The 16,234-nt window shown below is 38.0% G+C and carries 12 protein-coding genes; 3 read left to right on the top strand and 9 right to left on the bottom strand.

All coding sequences use genetic code 11. The features are described from left to right. Positions 1-103: 103 nt before the first annotated feature. The 3 genes from EUBDOL_RS07250 to EUBDOL_RS07240 form a co-directional block, all read right to left on the bottom strand. Positions 104-6,421, bottom strand: coding sequence for a beta-N-acetylglucosaminidase domain-containing protein (locus EUBDOL_RS07250; RefSeq protein ID WP_050750087.1), 6,318 nt, complete (start codon positions 6,419-6,421; stop codon positions 104-106). Positions 6,422-6,757: 336 nt separating this feature from the next. Next, positions 6,758-8,032, bottom strand: a complete 1,275-nt coding sequence (locus EUBDOL_RS07245) for a glucose-6-phosphate isomerase (protein ID WP_004800133.1) — start codon at positions 8,030-8,032, stop codon at positions 6,758-6,760. Positions 8,033-8,048: 16 nt separating this feature from the next. Beyond that, positions 8,049-8,402 carry a CvfD/Ygs/GSP13 family RNA-binding post-transcriptional regulator gene (locus tag EUBDOL_RS07240; protein WP_022420577.1) on the bottom strand — a complete coding sequence of 118 codons (354 nt, stop codon included), beginning with the start codon at positions 8,400-8,402 and terminating at the stop codon, positions 8,049-8,051. A gap of 110 nt (positions 8,403-8,512) precedes the next feature. Between EUBDOL_RS07240 and EUBDOL_RS07235 the strand changes: the two genes are divergently transcribed. After that, positions 8,513-8,974, top strand: coding sequence for a divergent PAP2 family protein (locus EUBDOL_RS07235; protein WP_004800131.1), 462 nt, complete (start codon positions 8,513-8,515; stop codon positions 8,972-8,974). Between the two features lie 14 nt (positions 8,975-8,988). Then, the gene (locus tag EUBDOL_RS07230; RefSeq protein WP_004800130.1) at positions 8,989-9,219 is read left to right on the top strand and encodes a NifU family protein; all 231 of its coding nucleotides are present in this window, start codon (positions 8,989-8,991) and stop codon (positions 9,217-9,219) included. A 71-nt stretch (positions 9,220-9,290) separates the two neighbouring features. Here EUBDOL_RS07230 and EUBDOL_RS07225 read toward each other — a convergent pair whose 3' ends face one another. Genes EUBDOL_RS07225 through EUBDOL_RS07210 form a run of 4 tightly spaced genes read right to left on the bottom strand, consistent with a single transcriptional unit; the run spans position 9,291 to position 12,713 of the window. Next, the gene (locus EUBDOL_RS07225) at positions 9,291-10,748 is read right to left on the bottom strand and encodes a glycoside hydrolase family 1 protein (protein ID WP_004800129.1); all 1,458 of its coding nucleotides are present in this window, start codon (positions 10,746-10,748) and stop codon (positions 9,291-9,293) included. Between the two features lies 1 nt (position 10,749). Beyond that, positions 10,750-11,088 (bottom strand): PTS lactose/cellobiose transporter subunit IIA, encoded by a 339-nt coding sequence (locus EUBDOL_RS07220; protein WP_022420575.1) that lies wholly within the window; start codon positions 11,086-11,088, stop codon positions 10,750-10,752. Between the two features lie 33 nt (positions 11,089-11,121). Next, complete coding sequence (locus tag EUBDOL_RS07215) at positions 11,122-12,381, bottom strand: PTS sugar transporter subunit IIC (RefSeq protein WP_004800126.1); 1,260 nt, start codon at positions 12,379-12,381, stop codon at positions 11,122-11,124. Beyond that, complete coding sequence (locus tag EUBDOL_RS07210) at positions 12,378-12,713, bottom strand: PTS sugar transporter subunit IIB (RefSeq protein ID WP_022420573.1); 336 nt, start codon at positions 12,711-12,713, stop codon at positions 12,378-12,380. Before EUBDOL_RS07210 ends, EUBDOL_RS07215 begins: the two co-directional genes overlap by 4 nt. Positions 12,714-12,970: 257 nt before the next feature. Between EUBDOL_RS07210 and EUBDOL_RS07205 the strand changes: the two genes are divergently transcribed. Then, entirely contained in the window at positions 12,971-14,896 is a 1,926-nt protein-coding gene (locus EUBDOL_RS07205; RefSeq protein ID WP_004800123.1) for a BglG family transcription antiterminator, read from the top strand. A gap of 47 nt (positions 14,897-14,943) precedes the next feature. On the opposite strand, the gene EUBDOL_RS07200 is transcribed toward EUBDOL_RS07205, so the two are convergent. Further along, positions 14,944-15,243: a DUF4176 domain-containing protein gene (locus EUBDOL_RS07200; RefSeq protein WP_004800122.1), complete on the bottom strand. Its 300-nt coding sequence runs from the start codon at positions 15,241-15,243 to the stop codon at positions 14,944-14,946. Between the two features lie 16 nt (positions 15,244-15,259). Beyond that, a complete protein-coding gene (locus tag EUBDOL_RS07195) occupies positions 15,260-16,123 on the bottom strand; it encodes a hypothetical protein (protein WP_148495285.1) in 864 nt (287 codons plus the stop codon). Positions 16,124-16,234: the final 111 nt, after the last annotated feature.

The following is a 16,234-nucleotide window of genomic DNA, read 5'->3' as shown; positions in this document are numbered from 1 at the left end:
TCAAAACATTGAAAAAGCGACTGTAAAGTGCACAGTCGCTTATTTGATTACCTCATAATTGCATATTTCTATGCTTTTTCATTTATCAAAGAAGCTATTACGATTATTTCGTCGCATAGCGTTTCTTTCTGATATATACTATACAGCCGGCAATCATAGATACCATCATCAAAACAATCCAACCGTTCATGGCAGTAGTATCACCTGTATGAACGTTCCCCACTTCATCTTTTTCCTGCTCATTAGGATTCGCCTTTTTAACCAATCCACTGGCAGCAGCTTCGATTCTTTTAATCTGTGATGCAATATCATTTTCGCTTGCATTGCCTTCTAAAATCATAAATCGACCGATTTCTAATTCCGCTAACAATGCATTTCTGCTATCCTCTGTATAAGCGTTTAAATCCATATTTGAATATTTGTCAATAAGAGCTTGTAGCTTATCCACACTTGCTTGTTCTACCAACACTTCTTTCGCAGCCCTTAAATCCTGCAAAGCATCTTGAATTTCGGTAACACTGCCATTAATTAACAGCTTCTCGATATCGTTTATAATAGCTGTATATTTTTCAAAGGAAGAAGCTGTGTATAGTTCACTGTCAATGTTTTTTGCTTCCTCTAATGCATGCAACAATTCCGTTGTATCCACCAGCATCGCTTTCGCTTTTTCCAGCTTCTCTACATAAGACTGCAACAAATCCATTGTCATTTGATCCTGCTTACTTTCAATTTCTTCCAACAGCTTCTGCATTTCCTTTTTACTGTTTTCAGTATAGTTTCCATTTAACAATACAGCAAAATCTTTTATCTGTGCTTGAACGTAGTCGGCATTCAAATACATACGGTTTACTTCTTCAGAAATAGTCTTTATCATCTCAGCAATTGCTTTTTCACTGCCATCTACATAAAGCTCTTTTGCTTCTTTCAACAGAGCATGTAACGCATCAATGCTATCTTGAGCATACATTTGCATATCCATCGCTTCCGTTGTTTGAATGACGTTACGCAATTCTACAATGCTTACTAAGTTCTTTTCTGCCTCTCGCAATGCCTTTAAATACGCATCATAATCTGTACCATTGTTTCGTAATGCTTCTTCTACTCGATTGATTTCCTTTTGCATAGCTTGATAAGAAGCCTCTGTATAATCTTCTTGTGCTAAATTCTTCAAACGATCGATTTCTGCACGTACGCCTTCCAATTCTTCCAATGGCAATAACTGTTCGATTGCTTTTTGTAAATTTTCCATTGCACTTACAACATCTTGTTTTACTGCCTTGGTATTTGCTGCAATTTCCTTTGCCTTAGAAATCGCATCACGAAGAATTTGTGCCGTTGCAGGAGTATAAGCACCTAGATCTATTTTTTCTGCCGCAAGAATCGCATCTTCCAATTTCTTTACTTCTGCCTTTGACAACAATGTATTCTTACTGTAAGAAGATAGCTTCTCTGTCATTGCTTTCACAACTGAAGGCAATTGGCGATCTAATGCATCTTTTTCAATCAATGCTTTAGCATCAGATAAAAGACTCTTCAATTGTTCGAAAGTATAAACAGTGTAGTCATCTGCATGTAATTTACTTAACTTTTCATATAAAACTTGCAGCTCTTCGATACTGTTAATTTCATATTCCAACTGTACAACACCGTTTTCCAGTTTTTCCAACAAAGCATCTAATTCGGCTTGTGAAATATTTTCATCACTTTTCGCTGCCTGTGCATTTGCTAAACGTTCTTCATAAACTCGCCATGTTCTATACAAATAATTTTCTTGTGGTAAAACGTCTTTGATGATCTCCTCTAGTTTTGCTGCATAAGCATTCAGATCCGGTTTTACGACCTTATGTTCCATTGCTGCCTTTAATTGCGCAACAGCAGAATCTACCATTGTTTGTGTGGCATAGATATTGTCCTTGATTTCCTTACCTAAAGCAATCGCATCATTTAATGCCTGCACGCTTGCCGGTGTAAGATTATCAAGTTCTATCTTTTGTGCATTTTCCAACGTTGCAATTAACGCAGTCTTATCTACCTTTGTCATAACAGACTTCGCTGTGATGATTTCATGAATAACCGGTGGCATATTCTCATTCCATTTTACCGTAACAGACAATAAATGATCAAATGCCGATACATCGAATTCATTTAGGCTGCTCATTAAACGTCCTACGGATACCTTTTCTACTTTACCATCTTTCTCAACCTCAACAATGACTTCGGCATTCGATAATGTAGAAGGACTTTGCAAAATAGAAACTTTCGTAACATCTGTATTTTCTGATAAATAGTAGGTGAAAGAACCTGCTTTTTTAGATGTAGGTTGGAAGGTTGTGGAAACATTGCCATCAATCATTTGCAGCATCGTGTTATGATTGCTTTCAATCAATTCCTTGCTGTCGCTGAGAATGGTCGGATCATTGCTAGATGGCAAGTACATATTACCGCCATTCAATTCGATTTCTCGAATTCTCACCCATTTATCCGCACCGGCTTTATTTCTTGTTATTTCAAACTTAATATAACGCGCCTTTGTATTTAAGTCTTTGGCTTCCAGCGTATTATAAGAGATTTCATGATTTGGGAATAAATCCGTAATACTGTCTGTGTTTTCAGCTTCTCCCTTATTATCGGCTTCTTGATTTCCGATCATCATGATACCCTTCCATGCTTTACCATCTGTCGATACGGATACTTTCGCATGACGAGGGAAATCCGTCGTTCCATCATGTAATACAAGCTTTAAGGATTGTAAATCAATTTCCTGTCCCAAATCATAAGTAATATAGCTTCCTTTCACTTGACTTCCCTGCCATACAGCTTCTGTCGTACGATCTTTATCAAAGGCATTCAAATGTGAAGCTTCATCTTTAAAATTGGTGCTTACTACCGAAATCGGTTCTATTTCATGTGAGGATACGATAAATTTATCAAATGTGCATGTTATATCACGATCAGAGGTATTGATTGCTCGAACATAACGCGCATCATCTAAATCAGTCTTAGCGGAAACATCGTTCCAAACAATGGCATTTTTAGAGCTTTGAATTTTTAAACCGTCAACAGCGGAAACATCAATATTTGTAATATCCTTAATACGACTTAGTTTAACTCCGATATAATCATTTGGCTTTAAGATTACATCTTTTACACCTTTTAATTCCGTTTTATCATTTTCGGCATTCACAAATACTTGTGTTAGCATATCTACATTCAAGTTTGTAAATAAATTTTCCAATCCGCGATACATCTCGGTTGCTCCCGTTACCTGAAATTCATTAACCTTCAACCATGCTTTTTTGGTCTTTTTATTTACCATGCGAACATAGCGTGCTTTAATATTCTGCTTTGTCAAATCAAGATTGTTCTTTTGACCGTTCAAAGTTTGAATTTTCTTATATGTTTGTCCGTCCAATGAATATTCCAAATCATAGGTATCCCAGAAATCACTTCCCATACTGAAATAAACAGTATGCAAATACACTTCTTTTCCAAGATCCAAACCTACATAATCATCTACCTGTGCTGTATCACCGGAATAGCTAAACCAAGCAAAAGTTCCTTCATTGCCATCTAACATATTCTCTTTTACATTAGAGCCGTAAATTTGGAAACGATCTGAAACAAATACGCTTGGCGAAATAGCGTTTGCTTTTAAGCTTGCGGTAATTTCTCTGACGCGCCACCAAATATTCTTCGCTTGTTTGTTCACAAGGCGAATCTTTTTCGCTGTTACCGTACCGAAGGATACTTCTACTTTCGCTCCTAAATTCGAAAGCTCACGAATGGTTTTCCATTCCGTACCATCTTCACTATATTCTAAAGTAGCTATATCAATACGATCGTTGGAAGCATCTGGTGTTGCCTGCTCAATAACGATATGGTTCACTTTCGTTGGCTGATCAAACTCAATTCCTACCCATGCACCTTCCAATGTAGTATCCTTATCATTTCCTTCGTATGGTGCTTTCGCAAACCCTACATATTCACTTGTATTTCCATCGGTTAATTGAGAAATCTGACCATTACGAATTGTCATATTTTCAGTATTATAAATACCTTTTCCCGTTAATATTTGATCTTGATCGGAAGGCTGATCTTTCTTATTTACAATAATATCTTTGCAACCCAACCACATATTCGTTTGTTTCTGTGTAGAAATCAAACGAATTCCTTTAACCTGAAGATCTAAACCTTCTACGCTAACAACTGCTCTTCGATCCGTATATGCACTGCCTTCAATGTCCTTCCATGTTTTCCCATCTTCACTGTACTGAATTTTTGCACTTTGGAATGTATCGCTGGCATTTCCGGATTGTCCCATTTTAAACGTAATATCACTCACATGAATAGGCTTATTATAGGATAACCCAATATACGTACCATCTTCCACAGAATTTGGATTTGACCAAATAACTTCGCTCTTTTCATTATTATCTGTCAAGTTTTCCAAGGCATTGTTTGGTGTATCCGTACGATTTGTAATCAAAGAGGTTACTATTTTTGTATCATCAATCACAGAATTTACCTTCGGTGCTAATAATTCATTTAGCTTGGTAATGAAAGGTGTAATTCTTTTAGAGCCCGGCATTGCTACCTTATTGCCATCTAATACCGGTCTTTGGTATGTTTGAGAAGATGCAATTTTGGCAGTCGCCTGTGAATAATTGCTCCAAACATCGAATGAATTGTTAGCATCTAATGCCATTTGCGTTTGGATTAAATATATAGCTGCGTCCATTTGATCCGATAAAGCATTGGTAAACGGCAATAATTCCTCTTTTAAATCTTCATTCTTTGATTTCTTATGGAAATCTGCACAGGCTTGTTTGATAACAGTAAATTCATTTAATAAACGCTCATAATCCGTCTGCTGCAATCCTCCATTATTAAATTTATCTAGGAAATCATCTAACAGTGGAGCAAGTTCTTCACTTTCTTCCAATACTAACCCATGTCCGTTCGGACTTGGATCAGACATGTGTTTGGCAAGTGTATAAAGTTCTTCATAAGCATCTTCATCAATATACTTGAAGCTATCCTTCCAACTCTTATCGGCATCAAAAGCAGAAACATTCCATGCAAAATCAGCAACTGCAAACAAGGCTACCTTGGAAGCATGTGCATCTTGCATCGGATTGGTAACGACTCCGGACAAATCCTTTGGTTTTACATTGTTATGTAATAAGCTGCCCTTTCCCATCAGCAATCTATTCATGTTAATGTCATTTACCGGCCAATTCAACCAAAACAGCGGTGCACGACGGGATTGCTTACCTGATGGAAGATTATGTTTACGGAAATGATCTAAGGTTTTTTGTTCTACCGGCTGACAAACAGCTTCTCCCGTCCAAAATATTTGCACATTTTGCGGGAAGCCTTCATCATACGCATTTAATTCACTATAATCCCCTTGCCAGCTATGATTATATCCGGCAGGACAGAATACAGGATCATAAACATCTCCTTTTGCTTCTCCCCACTCGCTGACAGCATTCATCATTTTAATCACAACATTGCGATCCAAATTACCGACATCATCGCCAAGCACACCGAATTGACGTACTCCGGCAGCATACAGCTGTTCAAATTTGTTTAATAAGGCTGCGATTTCTTCATCAACTCGATTGGCATCAAAGCCTCCCATAAACGGGTGAGCTGTCCATACAAAGCGACATTTAGAAGCCAATCCCACTTCAACCATTTTTTTGATTTCGTTCAATTCCGCTTGCGGATATTCCTCTCTCCACAAGTTTTTATGATAAGGATCATCTTTCGGTGCAAAAATATACGATGTCATTTTGAAATTACCACCGAATTCCATCAACGCCATACGATCCTCATTGCTCCAAGGAATACCATAATATCCTTCGATAAAACCACGAGTCTGCGTATCGGCATAATCGTTGATTGTTAAATTACGTACACGTTTTCCATCAATTTGATTCAAAATATGCATCAAGGATACGATACCGTAATAAGCACCATCAGAAGATTCACCTAAAATTGTGATAACACCATCTTGAATATCCAATACATAAGGATCAAATGTGCCCTCAAAAGTACTGGCATCAAATGCAACATTGTTTTTTGCATAGGTATCCACGTATTTTCCTGAATCCTTAATTCCTACAAGAATATTTGTTGTAGCATCTGTTTTTTCGCTACCTACATTCATCTGGATTCCTTTGTTTTTCAATACATCGGTAAGTTTTTGCTGCGTATAGGTATCAATACCTTCCTCAAAAACTACATTTACACTATTTTGGATAATAAAGTTTCCTTCTTTATAATCCAATTTCTGTACTGTCGGATAAATTTCATATTCTTCCGATGTAGTGGCTTTTACAGAAACAACATTAGGAAATATCGTTGTAATTAGCATCGCTACCGACAGTATAATTTTTGCCCATTTGTTTTTCATACGTTTCCTCCTCATTTTCCTTGTGTATGAATCTTTAGCATTTAAATACTTCTTCTTATCTGTGTTTTATCTTTTCCTACGTTCCACACCTCAATCCTTTCATTGAAACCGTTTTCCTACTGCGACATAGTATATCATGAAAGCGCTGTAATTAACAATATCCTTGCTTCTTTTTTTACAAATTTTGATATTTTAAAAACTAAAATCCTGAGCAACTAAAAAAGCAATCGAAAAAAATACAATGATGATTTGCAACTGATCGCATACTATTTCTAATACATATAAGTATAATAAAAAGTGTCTATAATCGACACTTTTATACTATATTTATGATTGTTAGTTCTTACCAAGCAAGCGAAACATGTTTTTCTTATACACTTCAACACCCGGTTGATCAAATGGATTGATATCCAACATATAACAGGTAATTCCACAAGCCTTGAAGAAGAAATAGCACATGTATCCAAAACTTTCCGCACTCATGTCCTCCATGGTGATAATCAAATTAGGAACCTGTCCCGTAACTTCATGTGCTTCCAAAGTCCCCTGACAAGCCATCTTATTTACCCAATCAACTGATTTTCCGGCTAGATAATTCATACCGTCCAAATTATGTTCATCACTTGGGAAAGTTACGTCCAATGTCGGCTTATCTACCAACAGCAAGGTTTCATAAAGCAGCTTCTTACCTTCCTGCACAAATTGTCCTAACGAATGCAGATCGGTTGAAAAGGTTCCACTTGTCGGAAGGTTCCCTTTGCCTTCCTTACCTTCACTTTCCCCAAACAGCTGCTTCCACCATTCCGCAACCATCGTCATCTGCATTTCATAGGTTACTAACATTTCAACATCTTTGCCTTGCTTTTCTAAAATTCTTCTTGCGACCGCATACTGATAAGCCGGATTATAATGCAAATCAGGGTTTTGTAAATCATCACTGGCTTTCTTCAAGCCACGCATCAAGGCATCGACATCAATACCGGCAACAGCCATCGGAAATAAGCCAACCGGTGTAATAACCGAATAGCGTCCTCCGATATCATCGGGAATCACAAAGGTTTCATAACCTTCCTGAAGCGCGATCGTTTTTAAGGTTCCTCTCGCCTTATCGGTAGTTGCGACAATACGCTTTGCCGCTTCCTGCTTACCATACTTTTCTTCCATAAACTGCTTCAACAAACGGAAAGCCAAAGCCGTTTCCGTAGTCGTACCGGATTTGGAAATAACATTGACCGCTACCTCCTTATCCTTGATATATTCCATCACCTGCGCAATATAGGTTGAGGAAAAAGTATTTCCGAAAAAGATGATTTCCGGTTTATTTTTTCCATATAAACCGTTGATCATTTCGATTGCCGCTCTTGCCCCTAAGTAAGAGCCGCCAATACCACATACCACAAGTACATCGCAAATCTTACGAAGCTCACTTGCCTTTGCCTTCAAGCGAGCAAATTCCTCTCTATCGTAAGTATTTGCCCAATCAACCCAGCCGACATAGTCGTTTCCTCGACCGGTTTTATGATGAAGCATTTCATGACATTGATTTACAACGTCTTGATAAGACAAAATGTCTTCTTTCAAAAAAGCATGAGAAGCATCAAATTTAATCATAATTCATATCTCCTTTTCATTCTATCGCTTCTTTGATCCAAGTATCCAGCTTTGCCGCAAGCGAAGAAAACCCCTTTTTCATTTCCGGAAGCTCTTGAATCATCTTACGTTTTCGCAAAGAACGAGCTTTATTTGCCTCTACGGCCTTTAGCGAAAGCTTAAAGTGAATGCCATCTTCATCAATATCCAATATTTTTACCTTTACACGTTCATTGATTTTCACATACGTATGCACATCTCTTACGAAACGTTCACTAATTTCCGAAATATGAATCAATCCATTATGCTTGCTGTCCAAATAAACAAAGGCTCCGTACGGCTGAATCCCGGTGATGACACCCTCTACGACTTCACCAACCATATAACGCATCTGCTCACCTCGCTTAATCGATTTTATTATAGCATATCTTCCATAAATTTGTGCTATAATAATACGTACAGAAAGAGAAAAACAAATTTTGATGTTTGAGGTGAAAATATATGGACTCTTTTTATCCCTTAGTAGCTGCGCTGCTATCGAACTTTGTAGCACAGGTACTAAAGCCCTTTGTACTCTATATGCGTACACAGAAATTTGATATCCATCAATGCATCGCCTGCGGTGGATTTCCCAGCTCGCATAGCTCTACCGTTACCGGCTTGACCATTGCGATCGGAATTAGCGAAGGCTTTGATTCAACCTTTTTCGCTATTACCTGCGTATTCAGCTTTATCGTTATTTACGATGCCATCAATGTCCGCTATTATGCCGGAAAAAATATCCAGCTTACAAAACAGCTAATCAGCGATTTAGAAGCCATGAAGGGATTAAAGTTTTCCGATCCCATCTATCAGGAAAAAATCAAAAGCGTACTTGGACATAAGTTTGTCGAAGTTATCGGCGGTATGATCCTAGGCGCTTTGGTAGCAGTCATACTGTATGAAATCTTTTTATTATTTTAAGGAGCATAACATTTATGGAAACTAAAATCGAAGAAATTAAACATGTAATCAATAAGATTCGTCCCTATATCCAAAGAGATGGCGGTGATGTCGAATTCGTATCCTTTGACAACGGCATTGTAGCTGTTCGCTTACTTGGTGCCTGCATCGGCTGTGCATCGGTTGATGAAACCATCTCCGGTGGAATCGAAGCTATTTTACTTGATGAAGTGGCAGGGGTCAGTAAAGTTATTCTAGTTGAATAAGAACAATTTAGTTTTGAGCTTTAAAAAGAATGGTGAAGTAAGCAAGTCTTACCAACCATTCTTTTTCGCTTTTATAAGACTACATCGGATAGACTTTCACCATTTGTTTCGATAACCTTCTTGTACCAATAAAAGCTATCCTTCTTATAAAGTGCTCCACTTCCCTTTCCATAATCATCATAATCGACATAAATATAACCATAGCGTTTGGAAATCTCGGCCGTTCCTGCACTGATAATATCAAATGGCGCCCATGAGCAATATGCGAAAATATCCGCACCATCTTCAATCGCCATTTGAAGTGCTCGAATATGCTTACCTAGATAATCAATGCGATAATCATCATGAACGCTATGATCTTCTTCGAGCACATCGACATACCCGAATCCGTTTTCTCCAATCATCATCGGAATATGATAACGATCCCAATACTGCGACATCGTACAATATAAGCCTTGTGGATTGATTGCCCAACCCCATTCATTTGCTTTCAAATATGGATTATCTACCGTATCTGCGGCGTCCATACCGTTTTTCTCATGGGAAACACATCTTGAATAATAATAGCTAACACATAGGAAATCAACCGTATGCTTCTTGATCAGTTCTAAATCCGTTGCTTGAATATCTAAATGAATGTTATTTTCATTAAAATACTGAATTGCAAATTGCGGATATTCTCCTAGAATCTGCACATCACCAAAGAAATACTGCATACGATTTCTGCGCATTGCCAGCTCTACATCTTTTGGGTGGCAGGTAAACGGATTGATGATACAGTCCGCAAGCATCGTTCCCATCTTAAAGTTCGGATTGATGGTACGTGCCAATTCTACGACCTTGGCAGAAGCAACAAATTGATGGTGAATCCCTTGATACTGTGCTTGCAGATAGTTTTCTGTTTTATCCTTTAAAATACCAAGCGATCCAAAGCATTCATATTGAATCAAATTGATTTGATTGATAACGATCCAATATGTAACATCATCTTTATATTCCTTTAACAGCACTTCGCAATATTTCACAAATAAATCAACCAATTCCCGACTGCTCCAACCGTTGTATTTTTCTACTAAATGCAGTGGCATTTCATAATGACTCATCGTTACGATCGGCTCGATGCCATATTTTTTTAGCTCTTGGAATACTTCATGATAATGCTTTAAGCCTTCAACATTCGGTTCCTTTTCATCTCCGTTGGGAAAAATTCGTGTCCAAGCAATTGACATACGGAAGCATGTAAATCCCATTTCATGAAGCAGAGCAAAATATTCCTTGTAGCGATGATAAAACTCTACTCCCTTATGATTAGGGTAATAGTATTCTTCATTGTCTTTAAAACGATAGAAAGTTTCACTATCCAAATGATTAAAGTCAAGCTCTTTACGATTTAAGTTTGGCAGATAAGGGTGAATATCTGCTGTACTCATACCCTTACCGGCCTCCTTCCATGCTCCTTCACACTGGTTAGCCGCTACTGCGCCCCCCCATAAAAAGTCCTTTGGAAAACCTTTTCTTACCTGCTTCATACTAGTTTTCCTCCACCTTCTTTAAACGCTGATCGAATGCTTGAGCAATATCAATCAGTTGGCGAGCAAGCTCATACTCGCTTTTAATCGTCATCAAAGTGTCCTGTGCATGAATGAATAAGATGTGCAGCTCATGCTTAACGCCACCGGCTTCCTCTTGAATCACATTGGTTTGAAACTGATGTGCCTGCTGAAGTTCTTTTTCCGCTTGCTTCATTTTCTCAGCAGCAGCTTCAAAATCAAATTGCTTAACATTCTTCAATGCCTCGGAAATATGCAGTCTTGCATCTCCTGCATGTAAAATCATTTGCATAGCTACGCCTGTCATTTCGTTATCCATTATTTTTACCTCCGTAATCACATAATCGTTTCTTTATTCTAATGATAAATCAAAATCATCTTGCTGCTGTGCTTCTTCCTCAAGACATTGATGCTCATAAGCCTTAAAGAATGGGAACCAAATCAAAGAATTGATTACGACCACAACCGCAAATAAAATCAAGCCCTGTACCTCCGGACATACTAGCCATGTTGCAATTGGTAATGGCATTTGATAAATGCTGAATAAGGTATCCGGAATAGAAACCCAACCTGCACTTAGCACCAAATAAACAATAATCGGAATAATCAGGGAATTCAATAGGAATGGAATAATCAATGTAAAATTCCATGCAATCGGTGTACCGAAGATAACCGGTTCGTTGATATTGAAAATAGATGGTACTAGTGTTGCTTTTCCAACTGCTTTTAAACGCTGCGATTTAGAACGCGACATCATAAGCACCAACGGCAAAGTACCTCCCTGTCCGCCGATAAATACCCAACCACAGTAAATAACCTCAAAGGTCGTGATATTGGTTGCCGGAAGTCCTGCTTCAACAGCTGCGGTATTTGCCGCAATCGCACCTAAGCAGATAGTAAAGGTAATCGGTGTAATAATCCAACTGCTGATACCAAAGGAGTATAAAAGCACCGGCAAGAAGCAAATCAACACAAAGCCCGGTAATGTTTGGGCAATATCTGTAATCGGACTGAAGATCCAAATAACCATTGCAAAGAAGTCAAAATTGAATACATAAATCAAAATATAACCGATAAACAAAGTAATGGAAATCGGAATCATATTGTCAAACCACTGCTGAACGAAATCCGGAATCGGACTGTTTTTTCCAAACAACGAAATCTTCGCAAATAGATTCATAAGGATTGCCGATACCATACCGGAAAATAATGCAACTAGCATACCGGCAGCACCGAAACGGTTAAAATCGAATACGGCACCGGCATCTGTAAATTCCGGACGAATCAGCATCATGAACAAACAGATAGAACTAAAACCGGCTAATACCTTTTTCTTTGATAATCCTTTTTTATCCATAATCTGATATGGTAATAAAAAGGCTACAAAGATTGAGAACAAACCAAAGGAGAATTGGTTGATTGGATTCAAATCCGGCATTGATGGCCAAATATTTTTCAATAAGGAAATTACCGAAATTAAGGAACCGACAAAAATCATCGGTAAAGATAGCATAATCGCATTTTGAATGGATTGGATCCAGACATTTTTGCTAAGTTTATTTACCCTTGGCGTTAAACCGTTGTTTAACCAATCAATGAGTTTATTCATCATTGCTGCTCACCCGCCTTAGAAGCCTTGTATAGCTTGATGGTTTCCGATAATGCTCGTTTTCCATCTAAGATTCCATACGCCTGTTGAGAAATACATGCCACCGGAACACCATAAACAGCAGCTTTTTTCTTTAGCTCTTCTTCTAAATACTTCACATGAGGACCTAACATAATAACATCAACCTTGTCAATGTATTCTGGTATTTCCGAATCGCTGACTGCATGAATGTCCGCATCTACATTGTTTTCTGCGGCCGCCTTTCGCATGTTGCTAGCCATAAAACCACTGCTTGCTCCAGAACCGCAAGCCAATAAAACCTTTAATTGTTTCATAAAACTTTCCGCCTTTCTGCACCCTTCGTTTTTTTCGGTGCACTTTTTACACACCTACTATCTCATAAACATGCATTTTCGACAATTATTGCTGTGCACTGCTAAGGTGAAGCTAAATCCGTTTATCTGTTTTCACCGTTAGGGTGAAAGCGGATAAAACAATTTATATTGGATATATGCTATAATTAAGTTAAATATTTTCATTCTTTCTTTTCTAAAGGCCATACTAATCTATGAATAATGAGAGGTGATTCTAAATGAATGAAATTGCAACAAGTATCTTATCCACCCTTGAAGAAACCGATGCATGGATAACCAGCAGTGAAATCGCACATCGCTTAAATCTTTCTACAAGAACTATAAAAAAGTATATTGCCGAGCTTAACGAAGAAGCAGAAAATTTAATCGAAGCCTCTCGGAAAGGCTATAAGCTTAATAAAGATTGCTTGGCACAATTTCGCTCTCAACTATTAACGCAGCACGATATTCCACAGACACCGGAAGAACGTATTCACTATATCCTCATTCGCCTATTATTTGAAAAGCATAGTTCTAAGCTTTCTGCCTATGAACTGATTGATGAGCTATACATCAGTGAATCAACCTTTCGCTCTGACTGTCAAAAAATCAACACGATCTGTATGGACTTCCACTGTACCCTAGAAGTCGCAAAAGATATGCTTTGGATTTCCGGCACTGAAAAAAACAAGCGTAAAATTCTGAACTCCTTTATCTTCCAAGAGTATCAAAAGCATTTCGGCGATGATTTTTTTATTGATGAGCTATTCCCTGAACTCGATTTTTCTTTTATCAAAAATACGGTAAAGCAGACCTTTGAACAATTTCATTATTTTGCGAACGATTTCTCTCTCAATAATTTTGTCCGTCATGTTGCTATTGCGATTCATCGTATCCAAAACGGCTGCAACGAAGCTTTAACGGAAACTGATGAAATTACCAAGGATACGCTTGAATATCAAATGGCCATTCAACTAACTAAAACATTTGAAGAACATTTCAAAATCACCTTTTCAACAACGGAAATTTATGAACTGACCCTACTGATCATTTGTCGTGGCAATCATTTTAATACCAATCACGTGAATAGCACTGAAATCAGCACTTTTGTCGGGGCAGAACTAATTGATTTTGTACGTGGTATGATTCAAAACACCAAACAAATGTTTGGCATTGATTTAGAATCAGAAGAATTTATCAGCCGTTTTTGTGTGCATTTGCATAACCTGCTGATTCGTAATACCAACAATTTATTAAACAGCAATCCTCTTAAAAACAGTATTAAGCTACAATGTCCATTCATTTATGAAATGGCTGTCTATATGGCAAATCAGATTCAGGAGCACTACCACATTCATTTGAATGATGATGAAATTACGTATATTACCTTTCATATCGGAGGCATTTTAGAAATGCAAAAGCTCATTCAATCTAAGCTTACGGCAGTATTGGTATTGCCGGAATACTATAATCTTACAGCCTCCTTAACCTCTAAAATAGAAGCACAATTTCAAGAGGAACTATTGATTTTAGAGGTTTTTGCGACCATGGAGGAATACCATGCCTCCGGTATTGTTGCCGATTTATTATTAACATCAATTTCTCATAAAAGCTATCACGATACACAGCTTGTTAGTATCACTCCATTTTTAACACAAAACGATATTGTCAAGATACGCCAAAGTATCACGAGCATCAAGGCACAAAAAATGGAGGAACATCGGCAAAGAAATATACGCAAAATCTTCAAAAAAGAGTTTTTTTCCCATAAAAACAGTTATGCAACCGGTGAAGAAGCAATTTTAGATATTTGTTCAAAGCTTCAGCAAAAGCATTGTGTGAACGAAAGTTATGCACAAGAAGTCATGGAAAGAGAAGCACTTTCTTCTACCGCATTTGGCGGCTTTGCCCTTCCCCATTCACTTCACATGAATTGCTTAAGAACAACCATTTATGTGCATATTCAAGAAAAAGGAATCATTTGGGGAAAGCAAACCATTCATGTTATTTTTCTTTTATCGGTATCGAAGCAGGAGCGCAAAATGTTTCGTGAAATTTTTGAATACATCACCGATATTATCAATGATGCCGAAAAGTTTTCCAAGATACGCAAGGCAAAGACCTATGAAGAGTTTATCCATTTATTTCTTGCAAAAGAAAGCTAAATGCTATGCTTGAAAGAGGACTATCTAACACAGACAGTCCTCGATATTTATGCACTCTTTAACATGTTCAATTCCTTCAATCGCTCTTCCATAAACTGGCAAAAGCCTCGCTCATCGGCATCTTGCATACCCATGAAATGCACTTGCTCAATATCCTCATGCATAAACAAAAACAATTCATGTGGATCTAAAATACCTTCCGGATAATAACAAGCACAATAATCGTACACCTTTTGTGTATCCTTATGAACCTGAATACGTCCGGTAATCATTACCTTCTTATTACCGTCTTTCAATGTAACCACGCTGCCAATCGGCAGTATTTTTTTTATGTTTTCTTCTCTCATCGTTTCTTTCTCCTTATCAGTAATTTACGCGAACCTTAAATCCTAAACCTGCTAACAATGACGCACTGGTACCAAAAGTAAACTCTCCTTTCTTACTGGAAAATTCAGCACTTGCGCCTACGGATCCAACCTCTCCGATACCGGTTAATGTAATCTTGATACCGAAAAGTTGAATACTTCCTTCCACCTCACCACGTATTGCACTAGCTCCTACATCAGCCTTTAAGGTAACCTCATCTTTGCGAATGACGGCTTTGGCTTCCCCACGTACACTGCCAACATAAACATCTCCTTTGGCAGCAGCAGATAGCCATGAATTGCCGATATTAGCAAACATACCGACACTGCCAATCGCTGCTTTAAAGCTTGCTTCCAGCTTTGCACTTGGTGAAAAGTGTTTACCGTCAAACAGCATTCCCTTCGCATCAAAGCTGGCATCTACACTTCCAAGTGCTCCTTTTATGCCGCCTCCGACATATTTGCTATGTCCCTCCTTGCGAAAGGATACTACATCTAAACCACCAAAAACACCGACACATACACCGTTTTTTATAAAATCAACCAAACTGCGATCACGATCCAATGTTGAATGCACACGCACATCACTTTTCATAAATTGATATGGTTTTTTTGACATGCGCTCTATCTTTTGTGCCTGCTTTGTTAATCGTCTTTCAGTTTCCATATAAGACTTGATGCTATCCTGCACATAGCAAAGACTTTCATTAACTTGCTTTATCAATTCATGCAATTCACTTTGCAGGCTTTTGGCAAGCGGAAGTTTTTGATGTAGTGAGCATTGCAAATACTGTATGTGTTGTAATGTTTGTTTACATTGCTTAAGGGTTGCAGCAGCCGCTTCTAATTTTCCAGTCTGCACACAAATCATGTGCTAAAGCATGGATAAACAACACCGTCTTTGATTTTGAATATGCTCTTTCATGTAACGAATGTGTAATTTCATATAGGAGAGTTCTTCTTTTTCCATTCC

The sequence above is a fragment of the Amedibacillus dolichus DSM 3991 genome, from assembly GCF_000154285.1.
Classification (GTDB): domain Bacteria; phylum Bacillota_I; class Bacilli_A; order Erysipelotrichales; family Erysipelotrichaceae; genus Amedibacillus; species Amedibacillus dolichus.
This window is presented reverse-complemented; position numbering and strand designations above follow the sequence as displayed.

Bases quoted from the DNA above. Each gene is read 5' to 3' on its own strand.
- EUBDOL_RS07230 (WP_004800130.1), top strand. From the start codon at position 8,989: ATGGAAACTAAAATCGAAGAAATTAAACATGTAATCAATAAGATTCGT.
- EUBDOL_RS07240 (WP_022420577.1), bottom strand. From the start codon at position 8,402: ATGCGTTATATGGTTGGTGAAGTCGTAGAGGGTGTCATCACCGGGATT.
- EUBDOL_RS07225 (WP_004800129.1), bottom strand. From the start codon at position 10,748: ATGAAGCAGGTAAGAAAAGGTTTTCCAAAGGACTTTTTATGGGGGGGC.
- EUBDOL_RS07220 (WP_022420575.1), bottom strand. From the start codon at position 11,088: ATGGATAACGAAATGACAGGCGTAGCTATGCAAATGATTTTACATGCA.
- EUBDOL_RS07210 (WP_022420573.1), bottom strand. From the start codon at position 12,713: ATGAAACAATTAAAGGTTTTATTGGCTTGCGGTTCTGGAGCAAGCAGT.
- EUBDOL_RS07215 (WP_004800126.1), bottom strand. From the start codon at position 12,381: ATGATGAATAAACTCATTGATTGGTTAAACAACGGTTTAACGCCAAGG.
- EUBDOL_RS07245 (WP_004800133.1), bottom strand. From the start codon at position 8,032: ATGATTAAATTTGATGCTTCTCATGCTTTTTTGAAAGAAGACATTTTG.
- EUBDOL_RS07235 (WP_004800131.1), top strand. From the start codon at position 8,513: ATGGACTCTTTTTATCCCTTAGTAGCTGCGCTGCTATCGAACTTTGTA.
- EUBDOL_RS07250 (WP_050750087.1), bottom strand. From the start codon at position 6,421: ATGAAAAACAAATGGGCAAAAATTATACTGTCGGTAGCGATGCTAATT.
- EUBDOL_RS07205 (WP_004800123.1), top strand. From the start codon at position 12,971: ATGAATGAAATTGCAACAAGTATCTTATCCACCCTTGAAGAAACCGAT.
- EUBDOL_RS07200 (WP_004800122.1), bottom strand. From the start codon at position 15,243: ATGAGAGAAGAAAACATAAAAAAAATACTGCCGATTGGCAGCGTGGTT.